Source organism: Terribacillus jepli, from assembly GCF_047228925.1.
Lineage (GTDB): Bacteria > Bacillota > Bacilli > Bacillales > Amphibacillaceae > Terribacillus.
In genome coordinates, this window is sequence record NZ_JBFEGH010000025.1 from 1 (window position 1) to 25519 (window position 25519).

The following is a 25519-nucleotide window of genomic DNA, read 5'->3' on the forward strand; positions in this document are numbered from 1 at the left end:
TAAATTCTTGACTATATTTAACCATAATAAAGCACCCCAAAAGTTAGTGTTACTCTAACTTTTGGGGTGCAGTTCACTTTAGGCTGGTCTTTCACTTATATATGCCGTTTATATCTCACAGATGTATACCGTTCTCCATCCACTTCATGATAGCCAGCTTGTTCATGCTGGGCGGTAAACCCTTTTGCTTCATAAAAAGGAATGCCTTTTTGATTTCCCCTTGCTACAGATACCCATTGTTCCAAAGCGTCAAACTGTTCCTTTTGCTGTTTGGTAAGGGCATCCAATAATTTCGTGCCTATCCCTTCATTTCGTCGATCAGGATCCAGATACAGCACGAACACTTCCCCGGCGCCTTCCTCGATCATTCCGCCGCCGATTGCGCCAATCACGTACCCTTCTTCCAGCGCAACAAAGTATCCTCCCCAGTGTCTGCTTGTCTCGGTTACTTCTTTTAGAATTCGGTCGTGATTGTAAAATTCTTCTATTATCCCTAGGATGTATCTCTCGGAGTGTGTTTCCCTGTACGTGGCCCAATAGCCATCTGTGCAAACTTTGGCTATGCCTGCAACATGTTCTGGAATTGCCAATGCTATATGGATCATGATTGCCTCCCCTTTCGAAATGACAGGTTTTAACAATTAGATTATAGCAATATGACGATGATCAGGCATGGGTTTCTGCATCTTTCTCGTCAGCTTCCAGCTTCATCATCGCCCCAAAATACTGCTGCGCCGTTGTAAAGCAAATAAAAGCACATAATTCACTGATTTCTGCTTCCGTGAAATATTCCTCCAGAATGTCAAAAGCCGAATCCGGAATATTGCCTTTGGCATGATGTTGGAAGACGGTCGCGAACCCGACAGCAACAGATGTTTTCTCATCAAAGATAGCTTCATCCGGCTTGCCCTTCGCTTTGCAGTAGGCGCATTCGTTGGATTGAGCAAGTGTGCGCCTTACTTGTTCCTTCAAGCTTGCTGATAACCTGACGTTTTTCTCTAAAATGTCGGATAGCTCAGACCATGCTGTCATGATGCTGAGATTATGGCCTAATAATTTTTGAAAGCTTGTTTTCCCAAATTTCGATTTACTTATTCTTGTCATGTTGTCTCCTCCTTGGATATATTTAATATAAATAATCATTTTGCTCGATTACATATAGATTTAAAGGAGTTTGGCGACTATAACTTTTGCTTCTTAACTACTTTAGCGAGGATGTCTTAAAAATGAAAATAGACGATACCGATAGGAGAATTTTGGCTGAGTTGAAGGCGAATAGCCGGCTGTCGATGAGTGAACTCAGCAGGCGGGTGAATCTGTCTCCCCCATCTGTCACGGAACGTGTACGGCAGATGGAGGCATTCGGGGTTATAAAAAAGTATACGCTGGAAATTGATTACGAAGGACTAGGTCAGCCGGTTCAGTGCATCATTGAAGCGACGATGAAGAATGGTAATTACAAAGCGTTCAAAGCCCATATCGCCACTTTGGATAATGTCGATTTCTGTTATCGCATTGCGGGCAATGCCTGTTTCATGATGAAGATGCGATTCGGGAGCTTTGCCCAAGTGGAAGAGTTTATTGATTCGATTGCGTCTTTTGCAACGACTGTGACGCATTTCATCTTTTCACAAGTGGAAATCAATGCACATAAACAAAGAGCAGACTAAAGTTGTCTGCTCTTTGTCCGTTACTGAAACAGATGGTTCAGGAATGTCTCCACTTTCCCTAGATCCATCAGGTGTTCATTACAGCTTTGGCTGTCCTTGCATATATAGTTTCCCCTATTCACATAGGTCTCTTTCCCGCTCTTGACCCGTGTGACGAACAAGCCGACATCACCAAGGCTGTTACACAAAGAACAAATGCCTTGTGTGCTGCTGTCATCGAAGACGCCGGAAATGCCTTTCAGCTTGCCTTGATACTCGACGATCAAGTGCTGCTTATGCGCCCGTGTGTCGAACCAGCCGATGTACGACAGCCTTTGGAAATCCAGCGCATCCAAATCCGGCATCTGCAGCTTCTTCGCTTTCGGGAATAGCTTCTCCACTGTCTTTTTAGACACTTTTCGAAATGGGATGACATACTGCTTCAGCTCTGATAGAAAGGCTTGTGCTTCCATTTCCTCCTCTATCTCCAGCAGACGGTTCAAAAGCGTTTCTTGTGCCTCCGTCATTTCTGGCAGCATCTCCTCTACTTTCGAGAAGGCATGGAGCTTCACTCCATCCAGTGTATCTGCATGGTTCACCGTGGCATGGGCATTGATGATATGAGATACCTGTTTTGCGATGAAATTATATTGGTCATTCCGAATAAATGCTTGTTCATTGTTTTTTTGTTTATCCATTTCCTGTTCGCTCCCTTATCTTTTTCAATATGCTTTAGATAAGTGCAAAGCCCGGACAGAAAAGGATACATTGGCGATTAGTAGACAGTCTCCTCACACAAAGTATCGCCTTTCCCAATAGGCTTTGCATGAGCTGTTACAAATTCTGACGCATGAGCATTCGTCTCAATTGCCATCAGGTATCACCTCCACTCCCAGAATATCCAAGAAAGAGCATGACTGCAACAGTTGACGTTATAAAAGAAACCTATTGCTGATGCGCAATAGGTTGGTATGTACTATTTATTCCTCGTATTCTCCTCGATCTGGCGCAATAATTTTATCACGTAGTAAATGGCGGGGAGGGCGACAAGGTACAAAATAATTTCGATGTAAGTAAGAATCAAGTCAAGTAAGCCAAACATATAAAACTCCTTTGTATGAGAACCAATGCATTACAATACTTTCAGCACCCGATAGCTTAGGTACCAAATAAAGCGAGGAACCAGCCTCTACGATTGGTTCCTCGTTTTTGTCACATAGCAAGAAATGGACTGCACCTTCGCATTCTTTCCTGCACTTGCAAAAGTAAAAATAACTGCAAATGCATACGACTGTGTATCCATCTTGAAAAAGCCATTCACGGCTCCTTGCTTACCGTGGGTGAAAGCATTGGCAATATGTACTGCTGTGACACCCTCTAAAGAAGAAAGCATTGGCACGATGGTGGCACTTCCAATATATGCTTCCGCCCCGGCTATTTCCAATTTGCAATCAGGAGCAAGTAGTTTCTCTAACTGTTGGTACTGTTGTTGGAATGCGGCAATCGTCAGCTGACGGATAAGCTCGCTTTTAGGAGAGTTGCCACATGATGCTATGCCTGTCACCTGTAGATTTGTCATAAGTACCTGCTTTCTTAAGAAACGATGATTTTCCGTTGCAATGCTCTTGTGACGATACGCTGATAAGCTTGTCGTTGAGGATTCTTGGCAAGCTTTTTACCATTCAGCTTCCCTATCACCTTTCGGACATCTTTATCATAGATGAGCAAATCACGGTATGGCTGCTGTTTCAGATATTGCTGGAACCATTCTGTTTTTCGCAGTTGTTCGATATTGTGCTGGATATCGTCTTCTTCATAAGTACCTGTCAAAGAAGACAGCAGCATAAGATTGAATACATCTAAAAGTAAGACCATCATATATCCTCCATTCTTTTCCTCATAAAGGAAAGTATACTAATTGTACGAAAAACAACGCATGAAGTTGCATTATTCAGCAAAAAACCTACTGCTTGATGGCAGTAGGTCATAAAATCTTTAAGAAGCAACCGGCTTCGTCGGTGTTCTCGGTGTATGTTTTGGATAGTGATTTCTTAAATATGGCAGCACCCAGCGGTCGAGTCCATAGCGTCCGGCATTGGCTCCAGCGACTAGCAAGAAGATCGTAAGCAAGACCATCTGTGCATTTGTACTGACAGTGCCGCTGAAGAGGAAGGCAAAATTCATCGTAATGCCCATGAGAGCGGCGAAGTTGGTAAAGACTCCGAGAATGAGTGCAATTCCGACAAGTATCTCTCCCCACATGACAAGGAAGCTGAACAGTCCGGCATTCGGCAAAGCTACTTGTTCCAGGAAGACCGCCCACCAGCCTTGTACTGCTGGATGCTCCCCGCCTGCTTGTGCCACTGCTCCTTGCAGGAAGCCGCTAGCATCAAATCCACCGCCGGTCAGTTTACCGAGTCCGCCAGTAAGCCACGCATACCCAAGATAAATCCGGATAATTGTCCAAAGCCCAGCCGCAGTTTTACTGTTTCGAATCCACTGTATGATCATTTTCTTCCACACTCCATCCATGAGAATAGTTTGTTAAACATTTCACATATAAGATTGAGAGGGATTAGCGCTTTTCCTTCTACACTTGTAGTATAAGCGAAAATAGGAGATTGCGCTTAATTTTGTGAACGTTTTCACAAAATAGCAATAACTCTTTAACAAATTTGTGACACAGCATGAAATGCAGTTTTAACGATGTAAGCAATGTGCACTTGACCTAGAGTCGACTCTAAGGTGTAGCGTAAAAAAGAAGATACTTAATTGAATCGCGGAAAGGAGAATGGAAATGGCAGAAAAACAAACAGCTGGACGGGATTTGTTAGGGAATTTTGCTCCGAAATTCGCCGAACTGAATGATGATGTTCTTTTTGGTGAGGTCTGGTCGAGGGAACAGGAGTTATCACCGCGTGATCGCAGTTTGATTACTGTTTCTGCCCTGCTTGCAGGCGGAAATATGGAACAGCTGACTCCTCATCTCCAGAGAGCAAAAGTAAATGGCTTAACAAAAGAAGAGGTTGCGGAAGTGATCACGCATCTAGCCTTTTATGCTGGATGGCCGAAAGCTTGGTCAGCATTTAACCTCGCCAAGAAAATCTTTGATGAAAATAAGAAAGAAGGATAAAAATATGACAAAAGAAAATTTAAGCAACAGCACTATCTTCGAATTAGGAAACAAAGTGGAAGATAATTTCATTGGTGATGCGTACTTAAACATGATTTATATGGATAGAGATCCTATCGATGCCCCAATCGGTAATGTCACTTTTGCACCTGGAGCACGTAACAACTGGCACTCCCACCAAATCGGTCAGGTTCTTCTTGTTACCGGTGGGGAAGGCTGGTACCAAGAAAAAGGTAAAGCTGCCCAGCTGCTTAAAAAAGGTGACGTGGTGAATATACCGGCGAATGTGAAACATTGGCATGGTGCAACAAAGGATAGCTGGTTCGTACACTTAGCTATTTCCCCTGGTCAGACAGAATGGCTGGAACCTGTCGACGATGAGTGGTACAGCAAGCTGTGAATAAGGAGAATGAACGATGACATATCGTATCGGTGAATTGGCGAAACTCACGGATTTAAGCGAGCATACCTTGCGTTTCTATGAAAAAGAAGGCTTGCTTGTGCCAAAACGGAATGGCAGCAATATTCGTGTCTACTCCGAGGATGATCGGCTATGGGCCGAATTCATCGTGCATATGAAAGGGACAGGTATGTCACTGGAGGATTTGAAGAAATACAAAAATCTTCGGGAATCAGAAAGCGATAATTACGAGGCATTAGTCGCTATATTGATCCGCCATAAAGAAAATGTGGAAGCAAAGATTGCAGAGTTTCAGCACAATCTGGATCTTATGAACGAGAAGATAGCCATGTACACGCAGTATATAGATGGCAAGGACGAAAAGGATTTGTATGAGCGGTTTGTTGAGAAGAAAAATGCACGAAATTGATTGTCTGTACTGGGGACTCTAGCGAACCAGGCTCTGATCAACTGCACATTTCCTTTACAAAAGCATAGAAATAAAAAGGAGTGGTGAGATATTGATTCTCTCCACTCTCTTTTGCTTATATGCCCGGCAATGCTTTTCGGTACTGATGGACAAACTGGCAAATGCGCCGTACTCCCTCCCCTACTAATTTCAAATGAATGGCATCCGCAACCTGAGGATCGGGGTACTCTTTCCCAGTGATTTCACACTCTACTTCCTACATTGTCTTTCTATGCTTCTCATCTTCCTGTTCACGTTCCACCCAATATTCGGCGTTCTCGATATTGACCTGCGAAGGACGGAACACGGGATCAAGTCCTTGCTTCCTTTGTGCCTGATAGTCTTTGAGCGCTGCCATTGTCGGTTTATACAGCAGGATGACAGCGATTAAGTTTACCCAGACCATCAATCCAAGTCCGATATCCGCCAATGTCCAAGCTAATGTTGCCGAGCGGACAGTACCGAAGAATATCGCCGCCAGGAATAACACTTTCAAAATATTTGAGAAGATTTTCCTCGTTTCCCCTCTGACAATATAAAATAGATTCGTTTCCGCAATGTAGAAGTAAGCAACCAATGTGGTAAAGGCAAAGAAAAACAAAGAAATTGCTACAAATGGCGATCCGAATCCGCCAAGCACCTCATCTACAGCAACCTGCGTATATCCAGCACCTGCTTCCATTCCATCCGTATAGTCGACGATATAACCGCCATCTGGATCTGTGACACTGTAATTGCCTGTCATCAATATCATCAGTGCAGTCGCAGTACAGATAAGCAGTGTATCGATATAAACGGAGAACGTCTGGACCAAGCCCTGCTTTACCGGATGGGATACTTCAGCCGCTGCTGCTGCCTGTGCTCCTGTTCCCTGCCCCGCTTCATTGGAATACAAACCACGTTTTACTCCCCAGCTTATGGCAGCACCGATCATACCGCCAAACGCAGAATCAACACCGAAAGCACTGCTGAAAATAAGCGCAAACGTACTTGGAACCTGTTCGATATTCGCGAAGATAACAATGGCAGCAACAATTAAATAAAATAATGCCATGATCGGGACAACATAGGATGCTAAGAAGGCAATTCTGCGGACACCGCCAAAGATGACGTATCCTGTGATAGCAACCAGCGCAATTCCAGTAATCACTGGTCCGATGCCGAAAGCATTATTCATGCTGTCAGCGATTGCATTCGCCTGCACACCTGGAGTCAATAAACAGGTTGATACAGCTGCAACCACCGCGAAAATATAGCCGTACCATTTCCATCCGAGCCCTTTCTCCGCATAATAAGCTGGTCCGCCACGATACTCTCCATCCACTTTCTTTTTATAAATCTGGGCAAGCGTCGACTCAGCAAAAGCAGCTGCAGAACCGAAGAAAGCAATGAACCACATCCAAAATACAGCTCCCGGACCACCTGCTGCGATGGCTGTCGCAACACCAGCTATATTCCCTGTACCGACTCTGCCTGAGAGTGCGATAACAAGCGATTGAAAGGGGGAAACACCCGCTTCAGAACTTTTCCCGGTGAAAGTATGCACAATCATGTCCTTCAAATATCTGACCTGCAGCAACCCGGAAGCAATCGTGTAAACACCAGCAACAACAGCTATGAAGATCAACATCGGCACACTCCATAAATACCCGCTGATCTTCGTCAATAAAGCTTCAAAGCCCAATAGAATACCTCCTGAAAAGATGTATTTGAGATGGAATATGTGTTTATTATGGCGAAACGTTTGGTGTGATGCATGGAAGTTGTAAGGTTATATAACGTTAAAATTTGACTATTCGGAAAATTAAGAGGTTCCAGCCTATCCTTAAATGATCACATTAAAATACCCCAAGCCCTCCTGTTATGGGCTTGGGGTATCAGAAAATCCCAGCTATCTTTTTAGCTTAACGATACATATCATGAATCGGTGCAAACAAATCCTCTGCAGCTTGCCGTACGACAGAGAAATGATCCACATTATAATGTCCATGCAATATCTGATTATGATGCTGGATGATCTGCTCTGCTGGCAGAATATCCGATCCAGCCGTGGAGTGTCCATCTGCCACCAGGGTTACATCCATGCCTTGTACAGTGGCGGTACGAACTGCCGTGTCAATACAGTGTTGTGTTTCACAGCCCATGATGACCAGATGGGAGAATCCTTCTTTTTTCACAAACTCCAGCAAACCTGTTCCGTAAAAAGCATTTGTTGCTTGCTTATCGAATACCGGCGCTTCTTCCGGTACTTGAATCCCTGCATGTATCTGGAAACCCTCTCCTTCTCCTCCCGCGACGTCTGTATCACGGACGAATAGGATAGCGGCTTCTGCCATTTGCGCTTTGCCGATTACGAGATTGATTTGCTCAATCAGGTTCTCTTTGCGATAGACAGGTCTTTCTCCCGATCCACCGTCAATCAGTGCCTGTTGTGCGTCAATAATCAGTAGTGCTTGCTTCAAGAACATCTCTCCTTAGTTTTTCGCTAATACCTTCCCGCTTTGCGTCTTGTATGCTTGTTTTCTCTGTTTCATACCGAACCGCCTCCTTTATCTGATAACTTCAGTATAAAGTAAAACAAACGGGAATGGGGGAATATTCCTTAGAACTGTAATTCCTTGCTCCGCCAGAGATAGGTCTGGATCAGCTGATGGGTATCCTCCAAATCCTTCACCGAGACTACCTGTGTTGTCTTGTCCAGATGCTCGATCGGGATGTTCAGGATGCTTACCGGAATCTTAGTGGACAGTTTCTTATAGCGATGTCGGAACAGGAATTCCAATTGAAACGGGATATCATGCGCAATAGCCAAATCGACCAGCTGATTTTTCAGCGTCTGATTGATTGGTATCGTCTTGTCTGCCACTTTGATTGCAACACCACTGCCCAGTTCGATTGCCCCTCGGTTCTTATGCGCGATTCTTTGACGGGGCACGGACCCGATGTAGAAAGCTGCTTCGCCTTCGAGCTGACTGGCAAGATATTTTTTGTTATGGAATGGAAAGAAGATGATGGTGATTTCCCCTTCAGATGTGTCCCATTGCTGCAAAAGCTTAATGGCAATCGCCGGAGCTATCTTATTATCCAGCCCTTTCCCGACCACCCGGCCGCTCACTTCATCACCCAGATACAAGAAGTCATCGAATAAAGTCACGTGGTCGCCTGGTTCCACACCCATTTCACGTGCATCATTCGCTGAGTTGGCTCCGATATCGATGACAGCGGCGTGTTGCTCTGCTTCACCTGCCATAACCACACCGCCCAGCAGTCCATTTTTTGTCTCCACTTGAACCGCCTGACCTTGGACATATGTTAAGGAGAAATAATTTGCGTCTGCTACGAGCGATCCTGATTCTGTAATGGATGTCACCACATAGATCTCTTCTTTCACCTCTGCCAGCAAGGTGATTTTGGGCGTATACTTTTCTCCATGTTTACGGACAATAAGATTCCCCCTGCTGTCGAAGTGCATCTTATCCGCAAACGGTGTGATTTTATCGACGATTTGTGAAACAAACGATTGATTGTACCCTTTGTACTTTGACAATTCCCGAATCAATTCGAACATGTTGCCTTCCCCTTTCTAATGGGCAGCGGGACAAATACAAAAGCCTCTCGGACAAAGATGCGTCGAGAGGCTTCCTCTATTCATCTTATCTGCCGGTTATGAACCGATGGAATTAGCACAGTGTCTGTAGTCAGATCTGCTGCTGAGGCTTCGCAGGGCCATATCCCTCCACCTCTCTGGATAAGAAACATATACAGTTTTCAGAAAGTTTATCATTCTGTTCAAGGATTGTCAATATACCTTATCTGATTACTCGGAATAAGGATGCAAAAATGGACCTTACTCCAGAGAATGTAATACAATCGTTACAGCTATATCTTAGGAAATAGCCTTAAACTTCTCATATTTCGGCTTTTCTTGTCAGTTAGTAAAATTATTATACATATTAGTTTCAGAATCAATGGATCTTGCAATTTGGAATGCATCTTCTTGACTTCTCCTGTTACTTATAAGCTCATAAAAGAACGTTAACACGAACATCAAATTTGCATTTCCATCTATGTAATCATCAGGGGCGATATACGCTTTACATCCTTTCTTTAGAAAAGCTTTGGCTAAAGAATCCTTTCCCAGAGTACAACCACACCCAATCACATTTAACCCTTCGACAACTGCGTATTTACGGACATGTTCATCGTCAAAGAATCTTCCTTTTGGTTCATTAACTTCATAGATCGAATTTTCTAATTCAGGAACACAAAATTTCCCTTCTTCTCCATGAAAATTAAGTATGAGATAATTTGTATCCAAAACCCTATCCTCACCGGACAACACTTCCACAAGATCATTCGGCCTTCCTACATAGTGTACATAAACCCTGGCTCCAAAGTACTCCAAAGCTAATCTCATAGCTAAAGATTCAGTATCGCAATCAGGTCCAATAACAAGGGTGACAACAAACTCCGGTTTACTCATATTTGCCTCCTGGATTGGTTTTCCTCAATAAGTATATCTTTCCGTCACAAAGTGAGTTGGTATTTTATGGTATAATATCATATCCACATGGATAGTAACACATTTTTCAATTATATTTGAAAAGGATGATCTGAATGAGTTGGGAAGCAAAACGCACCATCGCTGTCTTATTTATTGCAATCCCCCTTTTATTTGCGCTTTGGCTGTGCTTTAACAGCAATCTATTAATCTCGGAAGGATGGAGTATCAGTGATGGATATGTAATGTCCCGGACTTTAATAATCATATTCACACTGTATCTATTCACAAAGATTGGATTTGTCTTGTTTAAAAGTACGGAAAAGAAGTAGTTTTAGACTCACAATTATCACGCTTCAAAAAATAAACGACTAAGCAAAACAAACCTCGGACAGCTAAACTGTTGCCGAGGTTTTTATCTACTTGATTAACTGTGTTGATGATTTCTAGATCGAATATTCAGCTGGCATCCAACTGGCGCCAACACCGCCTCGTCCAAAGTGGATGGCCATGACAGAACTTATTTCATTGCTGATGAATACTTCTGCTTTATTACCATATGTTTTCATTGCATCCTTTAGCTCAGTGGCAAGGTCAATGGAATTCACATGTGTGATTCGGACAATCTGTTTTCCAGACTGTTCTATATCGCTTTTTAATCTATCCAGCATCCATTTTAGCAAACGTTTCTTCGTGCGGACCTTTCCCATAACTTCCAGCTTCGCGTTTTCCAATCCGACAATTGGTTTTATATGCAATAAGTTGCCGATCCTAGACGCAGTTTTTGAAATTCGACCAGTACGCACCAGCGTTGTCAGATCATTTATCGTAAGGTACAGCTGACTGTGAGAACGGTAAAATTCGATGGCTTTCAATATTTCATCGATTGTTTTACCTTGTTCCATGAGCTGACAAACTTTTAGGACAATATTTTCTGCTCCGATGGAAGCCGTATTGGTATCAATCACGAGGATCCTGTTTCCAGCATCCTCGATTGTATCTCTTGCAATACGGGCCGAATTGACGGTACCGCTTACATTTTCCGTGCAGTGCAAGCTGATAATAACATCATATTCAGTCAGCAAATCTTCATATAAAGCGACAAATGACTCCGGTGAAGGCAGGGAAGAAGAATAGGACGCTCCCTCATCAATGAACCGAAACAGCTGATCATTTGTAATCTCTTTTAAATCAACATAGGACGTGTCGTTTATGATGACATTCAAATGCGCGTAATATATAAAAGGATATCGCTGTAAATCCTCTTCTCGCAGATTCGTAAGACTGTCTGTCACAATTGCAATTTTCATTTATTCACCTCTAGTTCCAGTATAACGGCTATATGAAATAAAGATACAAAAAGATTAGGAAATAAGTCATAAAATGAAGCAATCAAACGAAATAAATGTCCAGCTGTTCGATTCTTTGAAAAGGTTTTATAAAAAAAGCTGCCGATCTCTCGGCAGCTTTACTTATTCAGGTGCAGTTTCATGTGATGGAGTCGTCAAATCGACTTCCTCCAACTTGTACACCTTCGTTTTCTTTTTCACTTTAAAGATAATCCAGCAAAGCAGGAAGACTGGAATACCGATGTAGGACGCAATCAAGCTGCCCCAATCAACACCATCTGCTGTGAAAGCAGAGAAACTTTGACCGATGATGACAATGATACATAGCACAAAGGCAAGTATCGGCGCTACCGGGTAGAATTTAGCTGTGTATGGCAGGTCTTTGACATCGTTTCCTTGGGCAATGTATGCTTTACGGAATCGGTAATGGCTGACAGCAATACCGACCCAGACGATGAAGCCGGCCATACCGGATACGTTCAAAAGCCAGGTGTACACGACACCATTTCCGAAGAAGGATGTCAGGAAGGCTACGCATCCTACTGCTGTCGTAGCGATCAACGCGTTTACTGGTACGCCGTTTTTGTTCAGCTTACCAAGGAATGCAGGTGCTTTCCCTTCTTTCGCCAAGTTCCAAAGCATCCGTGTGCTTGCGTACATGCCAGAGTTACCGGCAGACAGGACAGCAGTCAGGATGACTGCGTTCATGACTGATGCTGCAAAAGCGATTCCAGCTTTCTCGAACACGAGTGTGAACGGGCTCAGACGGACATCATCACTTGCCAGGCTTTCCGTTGTGTAAGGAATGAGCATCCCGATAACGAAGATAGCCAAAATGTAAAACAAAAGAATCCGCCAGAAGACAGAACGTATCGCCTTCGGAATGGATTGTCTAGGATTATCCGCTTCACCGGCTGCTGCACCAAGCAATTCTGTTCCTTGGAAGGAAAAGCCCGCTGCCATGAACACACCAAGCAAGGCAAGAAAGCCGCCATTGAATGGCGCGTCTTCGACCTTGAAGTTGGAGAATCCAGGTGAATCACCACCAAGGATGCCAAAAATCATCAGTACACCGATAATGATGAAGACGATGACGGTAACGACTTTAATCAAAGCGAACCAATATTCGGATTCACCGAAGCCTTTAACAGAAATATAATTCAATAAGAACATGATGATAAGACTAATGGCACTCCAGATCCACGATGGTGTATCAGGGAACCAGAATCCCATGATCAATGTTACGGCGACGAGCTCAGCTGCAATTGTGATGGCCCAGTTGAACCAATAGTTCCAGCCGAGTGCGAATCCAAATGATTCATCGACAAAACGTGATCCATATGTGCTGAAGCTTCCGGATACCGGCATGAATGCTGCCATTTCCGCCAAGCTTGTCATCAAGAAGAACACCATGCAGCCAATCAGCGCGTATGCAAGTAAAGCGCCCCCTGGTCCTGCCTCACTAATAGCACCTCCGCTGGCCAGGAATAATCCTGTTCCAATGGTACCGCCAAGGGAGATCATCCCTAGATGACGGGCTTTCAGTTCCCTGCGTAAGCCCGTTTGTTTCTTGTTGTTTCGGTTGCCCACTTTCTTTTCCCCTCTCTGTTCTTGCACAGTTGCGCTATAGATACGAAAAAAGACCGTCCCGGATAGCTTGCTCTATCCGAACGGCCTTTACTTATAAACAGCATCATTCTCACAAAGATAGCGCAACACGCCAGCTTTGCTACTGACGTGACAGTCCTGCCCCTATTCGAGTACAGGCCCAGCCAGAAGGATTGGAGAATCCATTTGGCTTCGGCAGCTATTCCTTTCCAGCCTGATCGACGATCTCTCCCGATCTCCCAGTCTGTACTTTTAACAGCCGCAACCTCTACCTCATCAAATGATGAGGATTTGTATGCAATTGAAAAACTCATTTAACTGTACTACACACATCCGTATATTTCAACAAGAAATTATGACATCTTGAAAAACACGCGCCTAGACGCGTGTTTTCCTTTATCATATAAGCTGTCTCTTGCTGTTGCTGGCATTCCCGTTGTGACCTTTGTTGCGCAGGGATGGCATGATCCAGTTATCAATGCCAATCCGGCCAGCATTTGCACCGCCAACTAGCAGCACTATCGCCAGGATGATCATTATCAGATTCTGGGTGAAGGCTCCGCTCAATAGGAATGAGATATTCATCAAAATCCCCATTAAAGCTGCAAATCCTGTGAAAGCACCAAGTAGCAGCGCCAATCCGACCAGTGTTTCCCCCCACATGACAAGGAAGCTGAATATCCCTGCATTCGGAAGGACGATAGTTTCGAGGAAATCTCCCCACCATCCCTGGATGACACCTGCCTCCGAGCGTGCCATGGCTCCTTGGACGAATCCACTTGCATCAAAGTTTCCGCTCATCAGCTTACCTATGCCCGCTGACAGGAATGTGTACCCAAGATACAATCTGATCACGAAGAAAACGACTGCTGCTCCCTTGCTTTGCCGTAAATTGCCGATCATAATTCTTTCCTCTCCCATCGCTGCCAAAGTTGTAAACCGATGTGGATCGGCACCTCCACAGCTCTAGTATAAGAGGAAAAACCAAAGACGGAATATTTATATACGAAACTTAATAGAATAGTAATAATTTTGAAAGTTTTTTAGTATATTACCTAGTTTGACACTATATATACAGATGCTGGTTTTTTATGATTCTTAGGTAACAGGCGATATATCCTGTCAGATAAAATAGGTTTACTGCACGGCAAGCCGATAATAATGATTTGCCTTCTCGTCTTCTCCTCTATGTGTATAATATTCTGCCATGCGCAAACTATAATATTGTACACTGCTTCTCTCACCACTTGATTCATAATAGGCTATGCCCTGCGTCCAAACTGCTTCGAAACTTTCACAGTCGACAAATTGCTTATGCAGCATAGCGAATGCCCATTGATAATGCATGTCTTGATTTTTTTTACTCTTGGCAAACCCCAGATGGTAGTAGTACATGGCATCCTGAATGCGATTCGCGCGGAAAAGCGATTCTGACAGATAGTAAAGGCTTTTCATATAATGCGTGCAAGGATCAGCGTAGACAGCTTTTTCGAAGTAGTTGACTGCTTCATCGAATAAATGCTGCACTAAACAAAGCAAGCCTAGATTGTGGTGCACCATTGACGTTAAATCGAGGGACGTTTCATGTGGTCCAGGCTGACAATCGAGCGCCTCACGCAAATAATTCTCCGCCTGATCGAAATTCCGGATTTCCAAATGGTTCAATCCGAGCAGCAGTTTACACTTGGCCAGATGCAGCTGCTGTTTGTGATGTGTTGCAAAGGCCAGTGCTTTTGTTGTATTCAGTGCTGAAAGGGCCGGAATATAGGTTCGATAATATGCATTGGCCAGCTTATAGTAGAAATCCGCTTTCTCATCATCATCTGTTATGTAATTCTCTGCATGTTCATAATAGCGGATTGCTTCTTTCCATCTTTTCTTTTTGAAAAGTATCTGTCCTTTGAAGTAATGATAAAAGTATGCATTCTGCCGAGACAAATCATGACTGCGTGCTTCGAACTGCTCCAAAAGCTCCATCGCAGTTCCCACTTCACCCAACATTACCTGATAGCGTATAATCAGCAAATCGGCTGCAGCCAGGACTTCCTCCGATTCAATATCATTTCTCATCGTACCAATTGTCTCTGCCAGAATGGCAGCCTCACTTTGTTTTTCCAGTTTCATCACATTATAGAAGTCATGAAGCAGCTCCCAAAATGTCTTATCATCAACCGATAAAACCAGGCCCATAGTCACTCCTCCCTCATTACTTATGCATCTTTATTTTACCATAATTTTCAAGCATCATTTTATCAAAATTTTCTATATACTATACTTCTCCATCAACTGGGAATTTCCTCCTGTTTTGCAGAAAGCAAAAAAAGATTGACGGATTCTCACCGTCAATCTTTTATTTACTGTGTATAATTTCCTTTATTTCCGATAAATCGACTATTCTAGGCAGCTCGACAAGTCGATTATACGATTGATCTTTTACAAACACTCTGGTTGTAGATTCTTCAAGCAGCGTGTTTAATACGTCTGGCTTATCATCGAAGTAATAATCAAGTGCCAATTCTTTGATGATATGCACCTTTTCATGATCCTGCATACCGTAGAAGAACTGATTTTCCTTGATGGGAAAGCCGAGGGCACGTAGCCACTCCATTGTTCTTTCTCCATGCTCCTTCGGTCTTGAAGTAATATAATAGATTTCATGACCGTCCTCTTCCAGTTCTTGCAATAGCTCGACAGCATCTGGAAATGGCGGGCACGTAGTATAATAGATTTCTTCCAAAGTGGAATTCCACATTTGGGACCCTTGTTCTTCTGTCAGCCCGAATGGTTCGTGGATTTCGACACGTTGAAGTTTATGAAACGCTTCGATTGGAATCTTTTGATTCAATTTCCTGTTATAAATATGAAAGGCATGCTCACGCAAATTAATCAGTGTATCGTCAATGTCGAAGCCGAATTTCATTGTTTCTTTTCCCCTCTATCATAGCGCGGGTAGCCGATAAACTTGAAGTCTTGTCCGATTTTGATAATATCTGTATCGGTCAATTCCACTGCATCAGCCATTTTAGCAAAACCAGTACCTTCCAGGAAGGTTGGTGCATCCTTTCCGCCGATTAATTTCGGCGCGAAGTAAAGAACTGCTTTATCAACCAAGTGGTTTTCCAAGAATGAGGCATGGATGCTGCCGCCCCCTTCAATCAAAACGGAAGAGACTAGCTGCTCGCCCAATATCTCGACCACTTCCTTCACATCCACGCGGCTTGATCCGCTTGTCCGAAAGACTTTTATGCCTAGTGACAAAAGCACCTTCTCTTTTTCATCGTCCGCTTGCTGACTTGCGAAAACCCAAGTGTCTGCCAGCTTATCGGTGATCACCTTGGCGTCCATTGGGATTCGCAAACTGGAGTCCAGGATGATACGGATTGGATTCCGTCCATTCGGAATTCTGGCTGTCAGTTCCGGATCATCTTCTATAACCGTATTCACACCGACCAGGATTGCCATATGCTCATTGCGCAGCTGATGGACGTCCTGTCTGGAATCAGCAGATGTGATCCACTTACTATCAAGTGTGTGGGTAGCAATTTTTCCGTCTAATGTTGTGCCTGCTTTCAAGGTCATAAACGGCTTTTTCTCGACGATGAACTTATTGAAAACCTCGTTCATCTTACGGGACTCTTCCTCGCGCACGCCGATGATCACTTCAATTCCAGCTTCTTCAAGAATTTTCACCCCATTGCCAGCAACCACTGGATTCGGATCCAGCGTGGCAATGACCACTCTTTTTAATCCTGCCTCTTTGATTGCCACTGCACAAGGTCCGGTCCGACCATGATGGGAACAAGGCTCGAGCGTGACATAAATCGTCCCGCCCTTCGCTTTCTCTCCCGCCATCCGGATAGCATGAATCTCGGCATGCGGTTCCCCGGCTTTCAGATGCGTGCCGATGCCGACGATATGATTGTCATTCACAATCACAGAGCCTACCAACGGATTCGGATCGGTCTGCCCTTTCATCGCCTTGGCGTTTTGCAAGGCCAAGTCCATATAGAAGTTGTGATCAGTCATTGCTGCAGATCTCCTCATCCCCGAGATGACCTGATCGGACAATTTTTGTCTTAAGGTATTTCTCGTTGAATTCCGATACATCACCCCATAGTGCTGATCGACCGGACAGCTGCATTCCTGCCTGCTCCATCGCTGCAAGTTTTTTAGGGTTATTCGTCATGAGTGTAACAGGCTTCGTACGGAGCGTCTTCAGCACTTGAATGGCATCGCTATAGTCACGGGAATCATCCACAAAACCGAGGCTTTCATTCGCCTCTACCGTATCGTAGCCATTTTCCTGTAAGATATAAGCCATTGCTTTGCTGAACAAACCTATTCCGCGTCCTTCATGGTTTGCCAAGTAGAATAATGCGCCTGTACCGTGCTCCACGATCCTTTGCATGGATTGCTTTAGCTGGAAACCGCAGTCACAGCGTTTGCTGCCGAAAATATCGCCTGTATGGCAAATCGAATGCATCCGTATCAAAGCATCCTCAGCTTCGGCAAAATCACCATATACCAATACACTGGATTGCTGCATTTCCGCCAGGTTCATGTCAGACAGCTTATCAATGATTTTTTCATAGTCCTTGGCTACTTCATCGCAATTCAACCAGCAGTACCATTGGAACGTGACCGTTTCCCCATAAAGGTTCACAGGCAGTTTGATTGGTCCGACAAGATAAATAGCTCCTTCTGCACTCGGGATAAGTGCAATCTTATCTTTCAAAATCGAAACGGCTTTCGACTCTAATTTCATTTCTGTCATCCATCTTTCTCCTTTTTTATCAGTGTGCGTAAAACCACTGAATTTATGTAGGCCCAGTTTCGCCCATATCCTTATGACTTCATCCATCATAGTATGACAGACAGCATCTTAGAAGTAGGCACATATAGGTGATTTAGTGTAAAAAAGATACCAGTGTCTTGTGCTAACTATACACCGTTTTAGGAAAAGGGAAAATTAAAAAGCTCCGGCTTCTTGATGAAGCTGGAACCTTTTTGCTATTCGCTTAGTGAAGTTATTGTATGAGGTAAAATCCTGCTCAGATCAGGCAAGGTGATCTCTACCTGATAGCCGATTTTACCAGCACTGAAGATGATGGTCTCAAATTCCGAAGCACTTTCATCCACAACGGTGCGGAAAACCTTTTTCATGCCTATAGGTGAACAGCCTCCGTGTACGTAGCCCGTAAGCGGCAGTAATTCCTTTGCCGGCAGCATCCGAACCGATTTCTCCCCTACACTCGCTGCAGCTCGCTTCAAATCGAGTTCTTTCCCGACCGGAATGACAAATACATAGTGCTGATTCGATTTACTGACCGTGACAAGTGTTTTGAACACCTGAGCCGGATTCTCACCCAGTACCTCAGCCACTTCTGTTCCGCTGATAGCATCGGTATCCGCATAGCTGTATGATTCGTATGGTATTTTCTTTTGGTCAAGCAGGCGCATGACATTGGTTTTGTATTCCATGGATTGCCTTCCTTTCTTCCTAGATGATTAGAACCGTTTCACAACAAATAACCCTGCTGTCATAAGGATGACGATGGCCCCTCCATAAACCGCAATCAATCCGAGCTCAATCGTATTGTAGCCGATTCCGGCAAGCACAAGTAATAAAACCCCTGAAAGAAGCGATACAACTACGAAAGCACCCAGCAGATAATCTTTCATCATCCGGAAGGTGCGTTCATCCATATCCGGCTCCCGTTGCTTACGCTTGAACCAACTGAGCAGCATCGGAAATCCAATCCCCCCGATAATCCCGGCCAGGATAATGAAAAGCAAGTCACTACCCAATGGCAGCTGTCCCCCAGCAAGCTCTACTCCCAGTCCTAAACCCACAAAACAGCAGAGCGTGATAAAAACATAGATCAGCAATTCGTAACGCTTCTTCATCTTTCGCATTTTATTCCTCCTTCAAATAAAAGAGCTGTTCCATCGGCACATCAAAATATGCAAGCATCCGAAGAGCAAGCTCCAAACTGGGATTGTACTTTCCTTTCTCGATCGCATTGATTGTCTGGCGTGTAATAGCCAAATCTTCTGCCATTTTCACTTGGGTAATCGAACGTTGTTGCCGTAACTCCCTTACTCGATTAATTACTTTCATCTGTAACTGCTCCATCCATATGTAAAGGTACCTTTACATACAACATATACCAAAAGAGACCAGGTGTAAAGGTTACTTTACACCTGGTCTTTTATTTTTTCTAAAAATCTCTTCACTTCCCGACGGCTTTTCAATATGATAATGTGCTTGTCCTGTTCTAGTTGCGCAAGCTTATCCAGCAGGTTTTGGCGTTTGTCCGCTGGAAATTGCCAAACCCATTTCAGGAATTCCATATCGATTTTTTCCTTGCATCCCTCCTGCATATCGGGCCGGGAACGATTATGATGCATCATCCTTCTTTTCAGCACACGGTACAAACATAGAATTCGCGGCATATCCAGAAAAATGATCGTATCAGCTGCCTTCAGCCGTATATCCAAGGTGCCATTATAGTTGCCATCGATGATCCACGTATCCCTGCTTACTAATTGTGACTGAATCTGCTCTTGTTCTTTTCTCGGAGTGAGTGTCCAGCCCGGCTTCCAAAGTATCGCGTCCAAATGCCATACTTCCATATGTACAATCTGACCGAGCTTCCTAGCCAAAGTAGACTTCCCCGAACCGCCGGAACCGACTATGGCAATTTTCTTCATCTTTCTATTTCCTGCTCCAGCTCTGCTTCGGAAATGACACGGATGCCTGCCCTCCTGAACATAGCTGTCGTCACTCCTACACCAGTCTGCTTCTGCCCTTGAAAAGTACCGTCATAAATGACAGAGCTGCCGCATGACGGACTGTTTTCCTTTAATACAACCAACTCCACATTTTGCTCTTTAGCGATGGCTAAGGCGTTCGCTGCACCTTCTATGTACATACTGGTAACATCTGTACCCGAGAGCTCGACGACTTTTGCTTTTCCATCCAAGACATCATACCCATTCCCGCCGATGATTTCAGCTGGTTCCCTTGGCGTCATAAAACCGCCAAGCAATTCAGGGCATACGCTGATCGCTTTTTTCTGTGCAATCAGCTGTTCCACCATTGTATCTGTCGCTGGTGATCCATTATAACGGACAGGTTTACCTGCCAGGCATGCACTTACCATGATCATAGTGATTCCCCCTTACAGTTCTGGTTCAGGATAATACATAAGCAAGAAAAAGCTGACCGTATCTGCTGCTTTATTTTCATAGCTGTGCAGCATGCTTCCAGAGAATTGCAGTGCATCACCGGTTTTCAGCTGATGTTTTTGTCCATCCAAGGAAACCGTCAGATCTCCTTCCCGTACAAGCAGATATTCCTTGCCCAGATGGGTTTTTGCTCCGTGTATACAGCCCGGCTCCAATTCCACCGTATAAATCTCGAATTTCGTATCCGGCTGAAAGTTGAAATAAGGAAATACCCGATAGCCTCCTGCTTCATCTTCGATCGGGGAGACGTCTTCCTTTTGTATCTTAACGAAGGTGGCTGTCTCTTCCTTCATGAAATAGGAAAAGGATACTTGCAGGCCATTGGCGATTTTCCACAGTGTAGAGACGGTTGGATTGGATTTTCCTTTTTCGATTTGCGCCAGCATTGCTTTGCTGACTCCTGTCAGCTCTGCCGTCTTATCAAGGCTAAGATTGCGATTCTTACGTAAGCTGGCAAGGTTGTCAGCTATGATCTTATTCAGTTCTTCCATTGAATCACTCCTTTTTTCAGAAAAATGATTGTTCAATATAACATACATATGTATAATATAACGAAAAAAGGAGGAGAGACATGATTTCAGCTTCAGTCGGCAAAAAAACATCACTGACGTTTGTCCAAGGTTTCAGAGATTGTCTGCCTACATTATTCGGTTATATCAGTGTCGGCATTGCATTCGGCATTGTCGGTACAGCTTCTCAATTAACGATACTGGAAATCACACTGCTTTCCGCATTTGTTTATGCAGGTGCCGCACAATTCGCCATCTGTGCTTTGCTTTTGGCAGGCAGCCCTATATCTGCTATCGTCTTTTCCGCTTTCATCATCAATTTGCGTAATTTTTTATTGAGTGCTGCCCTTGCACCTCATTTTACCAGAGAATCGTTTCTGCATAACATAGGAATCGGCATATTCATGACGGATGAATCCTTTGGTGTTGCCACCACCAAGCTGAAACAGTCAGGAAGTTTAACCGCTGAATGGATGCACGGCCTGAATCTGACGGCATATATTTGCTGGAACCTATCCTGTATACTCGGGGCACTAAGCGGAAAGTGGATTGCAAATCCGGAAACTTTGGGATTGGATTTTGCTTTGCCCGCTATGTTCCTTGGTCTGCTATTCTTACAGCTCGAGCACGTGTCCGCATCGAAATGGATGCTTTATGTTATCTTGATCATCTGCATGATTATTACCATGATTGGATTATCACTCTTGTTCCCTGCATATGTCGCTGTCATCATTGCCACTGTCATCGGTGCTTCACTTGGAGTGGTGCTGGATAAATGAGTATGGACATCATGGTGTTTGCAGTCATTGTTCTTTCCGCCCTTGTCACGGTTATTCCAAGGATCATGCCGTTCATGCTGGTACGCAGCATACGACTGCCCGATGTGGTGATGAAATGGCTATCCTTTGTACCTGTCTGTATTTTGACGGCATTGGTAATCGAAAATGTCCTCATTCAACAAGAAGATAAGCTCTCCTTCGATTGGCCGGTACTGTTGATCCTGCTGCCGACTGCCTTTATCGCAGGTAAGACTCGCAGCCTCTCCATGACAGTTATCATAGGCGTATTGCTGATGGCAATGTACCGGAATCTGCTTTAATTCAAAAAGGCTTCATCCTAAGGATAAAGGCCTTTTCATGACAGTAAATCGACTACCTTCTCTTTATATGGCTTGAAGTCAATCGAACCGTAAAATTGGCTGATCAGCCGAACTGGATCTCCAAAAAAGAAATATTCATATAAAGACTCCCTCGCGCCGAAGGATGACATAGCAAAGTCCCAAGCCAGCCGGAACAGCTTGACGCGATCCTCCCCTTGTTTCGTTGCACCCTGCAGGTAATGGTTCAATTTCCCTCCTTTTTCCGATTTGAACGCCTGAACCGGCGGGATGCTCATCAGCCCGCTCGCCCCCAGCTGCTGGATCATCGGTGCAATCTCAATATATTTACGGGCAAATATAGTAGACGCAACCTGGAGCGGTTTCAAGTCTGGACAAAATGTCCCCAACCGATCAGGTGCTGCCCCAGCTTCTGCCTGTTGCAGCAGCGATTGAAGAACTTCTGACAAGATAACCAGTTTTGCTGCCTTCTTTCGTACATGCTGGTATTCCGCGATATTTATTTCTTCTATTAAAGACTGAACCATGCCAATGGTGAAATCCAGCTTTGCTATCCGGCGGATCAGCACCTGATGTAAACCGAACGCTGCGAAACTGCTCTCATTTTTAAAGGTGTTTGCCACTGCGACATTATCATAGTAGAAAATCCGCTCCCAAGGAATAAGGACTTTGTCAAACAACACTATCGTATCCATTTCTTCATACCGTGCACTGAGCGGGTAATCAGTTTTACTTTTCCCGCCAGCGAATGACTCCCGTGCTACGAAGGTCAGACCATCTGCATTGCTCGGAATAGCAAACCCAAAGCCTCTATCTTGCTCGAAACCAGCTGATGACATCACGACGAGTTCATCCGTAATGCCGCCTTGTGTAGCTAACAGCTTCGCCCCATGAATAATGATCCCTTCGGCATTACGCTCGACGATTTTTGCAGCAATCGGCTCGTCTTTCTGTTCAAAATAAAAGTCCCCTCTGTTCACTTGAGGATCGATGAATGTATGAGTCATTGTCAAATCATGCGTCTTCACATATTCATAATAGCTTCGCAGATGATCGGGAAAGCAATTTTCTTTCCCTTCCAATAAATCAGCAGAAGCAGCCAGCGCCATCAGTACTGTATTCATATAATCCGGGCTGCGGCCGATCATCCCATGTGTCTGCTCCGCCCAGCATTTGATCATACCGCTCCGTCGTGTCAAATCCTCCCTTGTTTCCGGTTTCAGGAAAGAAAGCCCGTAACGCTCCCCTGAATCACGATCGGTATAGGTCAGTACATCCATATATGCAGCATCATGCTGCAAATCATACAATCCCGCTTGCGTACGCATTACGCCCCGGAATGCAGCATGCTTGGAAAGAGGTTTTTTAATGATTGTTTTGCCGCTAAGTACTTTATTACCCATTGCATCAATACCAGCAAGATAAGCCTCTCCAGTTCTTACAGACATGCATTTCCACCCCCGACATTTTGTTACCCCAAATGGATAACCTGTTCTTCCCACGCAAATACTAGTGCTGTTAATCTCCCTTCCTTCTCTCTATCATTGTGCGTATTGCTGCAAAGAAGACGATCAAGATGAAGATACCGAAAGCAAACAGTATCGTGAACATGCGAACCCCCCTCAACGAAGAATATTCCAATCGTTCACAAATTATTCAAAGCAAAGGACTTGATAAAGTTTGTGAAGTATTGCACAATATAAACATAAAGAATGTGAAGTTATTCACATATTATTAATCATAACAAAGGTGATGATCTACATGGAAAGAATCAATAAAGTAGCTTTAATCGGTGCGGGATTCGTAGGAAGCAGTTATGCGTTCGCACTGCTTAATCAGAATATCGTGGATGAACTGGTGATTATTGATTTAAATGAAAATAAGGCGATGGGCGATGCAATGGATCTGAATCACGGTCAAGCATTCGCCCCTCGTCCGACAAAAATCAGCTATGGCACGTACGCTGACTGCCAAGATGCCGATATCGTCTGCATCACAGCCGGTGCCAATCAAAAGCCTGGGGAAACAAGACTTGATTTGGTCAGCAAAAACGTCAAAATCTTCAAAGGCATTGTAGACGAAGTCATGGCTAGCGGCTTCGATGGCATCTTCCTGATCGCAACGAACCCGGTTGATGTTTTGACACATGCGGTTTGGAAATTCAGCGGCCTTCCCAAAGAACGTGTCATCGGCAGCGGGACGACCTTGGATTCCAGCCGCCTTCGCTATACGCTTGGCGAATACTTCGGGGTTGCTCCGCATGATGTACAGGCGCACATGATCGGAGAGCATGGCGATACAGAGCTGCCAGTCTGGAGCCAAGCAACAATCGGCGGTATTCCGCTTGCGACAATGATGCAGACAGACAGTAAATATAAAATAGAAGACTTGGATGAGATTTACGTGAATGTACGAGATGCTGCTTACCAGGTTATTGAGAAAAAAGGCGCAACTTACTATGGTATCGCGATGAGTCTTGTCCGCGTCACACAAGCTATCCTGGGTGATGAAAAAGCCATCCTGCCAGTAACAGCATATCTCGATGGTGAATATGGGGAGAAAGATGTCTACATCGGTGTTCCGACAATTATCGGTCGTAAAGGTGCACAGCAGGTATTGGAGCTGCCTTTGAACGAGAAGGAAAAGGAACAGTTCAAGCATAGTGCCGATGTCCTCCGAAATACCGTGGAATCTGCCTTTCAGACATTTGTATGATCACTTTTTTAGCGAGGACGTCGTTTGATGTCCTCGCTCTTTATCATTTTTTATTTTCTTAACCAGTGTCCAATTACTTCTCACTTGATGATTGGGCTTTCCATCTGGATGAAGTTACTTAAGCAGTCTTGATAATTTCACTTTATTGAGATATTTCCGGAGGCCGTGTCAATTATGACATGGTGATCACCACTTCCGCTCTTTCCTGCCGTTTCTTTTCTGGTCTCGTTCCTTTCCTTGAGCGGATAAGCAATCGATCTTCTGCCACTGTTTGATGAAAGCTGGAACATTGCATTTGGCTCGGTTTGCAAGCCCAGCTTGACTGCGCCGCTTGTCGTTTTAATGGAAACATCCCCTTGAACTGTTAAAGCAGTAAGCGTCAGATTTCCACTGCTGCTATCAATTTCTAAACCTTTTGTGTGTAGTTCATCGACTTCCAAATCCCCAGACGACCCTTTCATTACCAATCTCCCCTCATAGGATGCTGGTAGCCGTATTTCAAGCCTTGGTTTGTCACGCGAAAATAACCTTCTTATATCACTGCCTAATGATACAGAAATGCTCTTCTGCACTGCGTCAACCTGCAAACCAGGTCCATTGTCGTCCAGATGCAGGATCATTTCCATCTCCTCCACATCAGTCTGAACAACAGTTGTATGCGTACTGCCAAAATCTACGTCAATTCGCTCCACGCCCTCCACAGGTAACTGCCGATAATCTTCTGTCGGAGCAGATTGGCAACCGCATAAAAAAATGACAAGGATCAAGCTTATCAAGTATCTAATCTTCATAAGGTGCCCCCCTTTACTTTTTCATTA

At 44.3% G+C, this 25519-nt stretch carries 32 protein-coding genes and 2 riboswitches; of the genes, 7 read left to right on the plus strand and 25 right to left on the minus strand.

Annotation, left to right across the window (positions count from 1 at the left end; all coding sequences use genetic code 11):
- Nucleotides 1-95 precede the first annotated feature (95 nt).
- Together AB1K91_RS19255 and AB1K91_RS19260 are read right to left on the minus strand one after the other, a co-directional pair.
- On the minus strand, nucleotides 96-605 hold the full coding sequence (locus tag AB1K91_RS19255) for a GNAT family N-acetyltransferase (RefSeq protein WP_413092239.1): 510 nt from the start codon (nucleotides 603-605) through the stop codon (nucleotides 96-98).
- Between the two features lie 61 nt (nucleotides 606-666).
- On the minus strand, nucleotides 667-1104 hold the full coding sequence (locus tag AB1K91_RS19260) for a carboxymuconolactone decarboxylase family protein (RefSeq protein WP_413092241.1): 438 nt from the start codon (nucleotides 1102-1104) through the stop codon (nucleotides 667-669).
- A 122-nt stretch (nucleotides 1105-1226) separates the two neighbouring features.
- On the opposite strand from AB1K91_RS19260, the gene AB1K91_RS19265 reads away from it, so the two are divergent.
- Nucleotides 1227-1670: an Lrp/AsnC family transcriptional regulator gene (locus AB1K91_RS19265; protein WP_413092242.1), complete on the plus strand. Its 444-nt coding sequence runs from the start codon at nucleotides 1227-1229 to the stop codon at nucleotides 1668-1670.
- A 20-nt stretch (nucleotides 1671-1690) separates the two neighbouring features.
- On the opposite strand, the gene AB1K91_RS19270 is transcribed toward AB1K91_RS19265, so the two are convergent.
- The 4 genes from AB1K91_RS19270 to AB1K91_RS19285 form a co-directional block, all read right to left on the minus strand.
- On the minus strand, nucleotides 1691-2347 hold the full coding sequence (locus AB1K91_RS19270) for a FusB/FusC family EF-G-binding protein (RefSeq protein ID WP_413092244.1): 657 nt from the start codon (nucleotides 2345-2347) through the stop codon (nucleotides 1691-1693).
- A 491-nt stretch (nucleotides 2348-2838) separates the two neighbouring features.
- Nucleotides 2839-3228: a hypothetical protein gene (locus AB1K91_RS19275; protein ID WP_413092246.1), complete on the minus strand. Its 390-nt coding sequence runs from the start codon at nucleotides 3226-3228 to the stop codon at nucleotides 2839-2841.
- A gap of 14 nt (nucleotides 3229-3242) precedes the next feature.
- The gene (locus tag AB1K91_RS19280) at nucleotides 3243-3527 is read right to left on the minus strand and encodes a hypothetical protein (RefSeq protein ID WP_340082585.1); all 285 of its coding nucleotides are present in this window, start codon (nucleotides 3525-3527) and stop codon (nucleotides 3243-3245) included.
- Nucleotides 3528-3644: 117 nt separating this feature from the next.
- Entirely contained in the window at nucleotides 3645-4160 is a 516-nt protein-coding gene (locus AB1K91_RS19285; protein ID WP_413092248.1) for a DoxX family protein, read from the minus strand.
- Between the two features lie 286 nt (nucleotides 4161-4446).
- Here AB1K91_RS19285 and AB1K91_RS19290 point away from each other — a divergent pair, with 286 nt between their 5' ends.
- Genes AB1K91_RS19290 through AB1K91_RS19300 form a run of 3 tightly spaced genes read left to right on the plus strand, consistent with a single transcriptional unit; the run spans nucleotide 4447 to nucleotide 5612 of the window.
- Entirely contained in the window at nucleotides 4447-4782 is a 336-nt protein-coding gene (locus AB1K91_RS19290; RefSeq protein WP_413092250.1) for a carboxymuconolactone decarboxylase family protein, read from the plus strand.
- 4 nt (nucleotides 4783-4786) lie between these two features.
- Complete coding sequence (locus AB1K91_RS19295; protein WP_413092252.1) at nucleotides 4787-5182, plus strand: cupin domain-containing protein; 396 nt, start codon at nucleotides 4787-4789, stop codon at nucleotides 5180-5182.
- Nucleotides 5183-5198: 16 nt separating this feature from the next.
- Nucleotides 5199-5612, plus strand: a complete 414-nt coding sequence (locus AB1K91_RS19300) for a MerR family transcriptional regulator (RefSeq protein ID WP_413092254.1) — start codon at nucleotides 5199-5201, stop codon at nucleotides 5610-5612.
- Nucleotides 5613-5868: 256 nt separating this feature from the next.
- Here the strand turns inward: AB1K91_RS19300 and AB1K91_RS19305 are convergent, their stop codons facing one another.
- The 17 genes from AB1K91_RS19305 to AB1K91_RS19385 form a co-directional block, all read right to left on the minus strand.
- On the minus strand, nucleotides 5869-7335 hold the full coding sequence (locus tag AB1K91_RS19305) for an alanine/glycine:cation symporter family protein (RefSeq protein WP_489686339.1): 1467 nt from the start codon (nucleotides 7333-7335) through the stop codon (nucleotides 5869-5871).
- A gap of 220 nt (nucleotides 7336-7555) precedes the next feature.
- Nucleotides 7556-8113, minus strand: a complete 558-nt coding sequence (locus tag AB1K91_RS19310; protein ID WP_413092256.1) for a cysteine hydrolase family protein — start codon at nucleotides 8111-8113, stop codon at nucleotides 7556-7558.
- Between the two features lie 140 nt (nucleotides 8114-8253).
- Complete coding sequence (locus tag AB1K91_RS19315) at nucleotides 8254-9219, minus strand: hypothetical protein (RefSeq protein WP_413092258.1); 966 nt, start codon at nucleotides 9217-9219, stop codon at nucleotides 8254-8256.
- Between the two features lie 82 nt (nucleotides 9220-9301).
- Nucleotides 9302-9406, minus strand: a riboswitch (SAM riboswitch).
- Between the two features lie 173 nt (nucleotides 9407-9579).
- Nucleotides 9580-10134: a delta-aminolevulinic acid dehydratase gene (locus tag AB1K91_RS19320; protein ID WP_413092259.1), complete on the minus strand. Its 555-nt coding sequence runs from the start codon at nucleotides 10132-10134 to the stop codon at nucleotides 9580-9582.
- 464 nt (nucleotides 10135-10598) lie between these two features.
- A complete protein-coding gene (locus tag AB1K91_RS19325) occupies nucleotides 10599-11462 on the minus strand; it encodes a DegV family protein (RefSeq protein ID WP_413092260.1) in 864 nt (287 codons plus the stop codon).
- Between the two features lie 162 nt (nucleotides 11463-11624).
- Complete coding sequence (locus AB1K91_RS19330; protein WP_413092261.1) at nucleotides 11625-13118, minus strand: amino acid permease; 1494 nt, start codon at nucleotides 13116-13118, stop codon at nucleotides 11625-11627.
- Nucleotides 13119-13201: 83 nt separating this feature from the next.
- Nucleotides 13202-13388, minus strand: a riboswitch (Lysine riboswitch).
- A 120-nt stretch (nucleotides 13389-13508) separates the two neighbouring features.
- Nucleotides 13509-14015 (minus strand): TQO small subunit DoxD, encoded by a 507-nt coding sequence (locus AB1K91_RS19335; protein ID WP_413092331.1) that lies wholly within the window; start codon nucleotides 14013-14015, stop codon nucleotides 13509-13511.
- Between the two features lie 231 nt (nucleotides 14016-14246).
- On the minus strand, nucleotides 14247-15299 hold the full coding sequence (locus AB1K91_RS19340; protein ID WP_413092262.1) for a tetratricopeptide repeat protein: 1053 nt from the start codon (nucleotides 15297-15299) through the stop codon (nucleotides 14247-14249).
- A gap of 160 nt (nucleotides 15300-15459) precedes the next feature.
- Nucleotides 15460-16029, minus strand: coding sequence for a 5' nucleotidase, NT5C type (locus AB1K91_RS19345; protein ID WP_413092264.1), 570 nt, complete (start codon nucleotides 16027-16029; stop codon nucleotides 15460-15462).
- Nucleotides 16026-17135 (minus strand): bifunctional diaminohydroxyphosphoribosylaminopyrimidine deaminase/5-amino-6-(5-phosphoribosylamino)uracil reductase RibD, encoded by a 1110-nt coding sequence (gene ribD / locus AB1K91_RS19350; protein ID WP_413092266.1) that lies wholly within the window; start codon nucleotides 17133-17135, stop codon nucleotides 16026-16028. Before ribD ends, AB1K91_RS19345 begins: the two co-directional genes overlap by 4 nt.
- The gene (locus AB1K91_RS19355) at nucleotides 17128-17883 is read right to left on the minus strand and encodes a GTP cyclohydrolase II (protein WP_413092268.1); all 756 of its coding nucleotides are present in this window, start codon (nucleotides 17881-17883) and stop codon (nucleotides 17128-17130) included. The genes ribD and AB1K91_RS19355 overlap by 8 nt, the downstream gene beginning before the upstream one ends.
- Before the next feature lie 236 nt (nucleotides 17884-18119).
- Complete coding sequence (ybaK, locus tag AB1K91_RS19360; protein ID WP_413092270.1) at nucleotides 18120-18590, minus strand: Cys-tRNA(Pro) deacylase; 471 nt, start codon at nucleotides 18588-18590, stop codon at nucleotides 18120-18122.
- A 27-nt stretch (nucleotides 18591-18617) separates the two neighbouring features.
- Nucleotides 18618-19025, minus strand: coding sequence for a hypothetical protein (locus tag AB1K91_RS19365; protein ID WP_413092272.1), 408 nt, complete (start codon nucleotides 19023-19025; stop codon nucleotides 18618-18620).
- A 1-nt stretch (nucleotide 19026) separates the two neighbouring features.
- Nucleotides 19027-19230, minus strand: coding sequence for a helix-turn-helix transcriptional regulator (locus AB1K91_RS19370; protein WP_413092274.1), 204 nt, complete (start codon nucleotides 19228-19230; stop codon nucleotides 19027-19029).
- A 77-nt stretch (nucleotides 19231-19307) separates the two neighbouring features.
- Nucleotides 19308-19823, minus strand: coding sequence for a DNA topology modulation protein (locus tag AB1K91_RS19375; protein WP_413092276.1), 516 nt, complete (start codon nucleotides 19821-19823; stop codon nucleotides 19308-19310).
- The gene (locus tag AB1K91_RS19380) at nucleotides 19820-20281 is read right to left on the minus strand and encodes a 2-thiouracil desulfurase family protein (RefSeq protein ID WP_413092278.1); all 462 of its coding nucleotides are present in this window, start codon (nucleotides 20279-20281) and stop codon (nucleotides 19820-19822) included. The genes AB1K91_RS19375 and AB1K91_RS19380 overlap by 4 nt, the downstream gene beginning before the upstream one ends.
- Before the next feature lie 12 nt (nucleotides 20282-20293).
- The gene (locus AB1K91_RS19385) at nucleotides 20294-20851 is read right to left on the minus strand and encodes a helix-turn-helix domain-containing protein (protein WP_413092279.1); all 558 of its coding nucleotides are present in this window, start codon (nucleotides 20849-20851) and stop codon (nucleotides 20294-20296) included.
- An 80-nt stretch (nucleotides 20852-20931) separates the two neighbouring features.
- On the opposite strand from AB1K91_RS19385, the gene AB1K91_RS19390 reads away from it, so the two are divergent.
- Together AB1K91_RS19390 and AB1K91_RS19395 are read left to right on the plus strand one after the other, a co-directional pair.
- The gene (locus tag AB1K91_RS19390) at nucleotides 20932-21648 is read left to right on the plus strand and encodes an AzlC family ABC transporter permease (protein WP_413092281.1); all 717 of its coding nucleotides are present in this window, start codon (nucleotides 20932-20934) and stop codon (nucleotides 21646-21648) included.
- The gene (locus AB1K91_RS19395) at nucleotides 21645-21968 is read left to right on the plus strand and encodes an AzlD domain-containing protein (RefSeq protein ID WP_413092282.1); all 324 of its coding nucleotides are present in this window, start codon (nucleotides 21645-21647) and stop codon (nucleotides 21966-21968) included. The genes AB1K91_RS19390 and AB1K91_RS19395 overlap by 4 nt, the downstream gene beginning before the upstream one ends.
- 35 nt (nucleotides 21969-22003) lie before the next feature.
- Here AB1K91_RS19395 and hpaB read toward each other — a convergent pair whose 3' ends face one another.
- Complete coding sequence (hpaB, locus tag AB1K91_RS19400; protein ID WP_413092284.1) at nucleotides 22004-23434, minus strand: 4-hydroxyphenylacetate 3-monooxygenase, oxygenase component; 1431 nt, start codon at nucleotides 23432-23434, stop codon at nucleotides 22004-22006.
- A 313-nt stretch (nucleotides 23435-23747) separates the two neighbouring features.
- Here hpaB and AB1K91_RS19405 point away from each other — a divergent pair, with 313 nt between their 5' ends.
- The gene (locus tag AB1K91_RS19405; protein WP_413092286.1) at nucleotides 23748-24701 is read left to right on the plus strand and encodes an L-lactate dehydrogenase; all 954 of its coding nucleotides are present in this window, start codon (nucleotides 23748-23750) and stop codon (nucleotides 24699-24701) included.
- 137 nt (nucleotides 24702-24838) lie between these two features.
- Here AB1K91_RS19405 and AB1K91_RS19410 read toward each other — a convergent pair whose 3' ends face one another.
- Nucleotides 24839-25492, minus strand: a complete 654-nt coding sequence (locus AB1K91_RS19410; protein ID WP_413092288.1) for a DUF4097 family beta strand repeat-containing protein — start codon at nucleotides 25490-25492, stop codon at nucleotides 24839-24841.
- Between the last annotated feature and the right edge of the window lie 27 nt (nucleotides 25493-25519).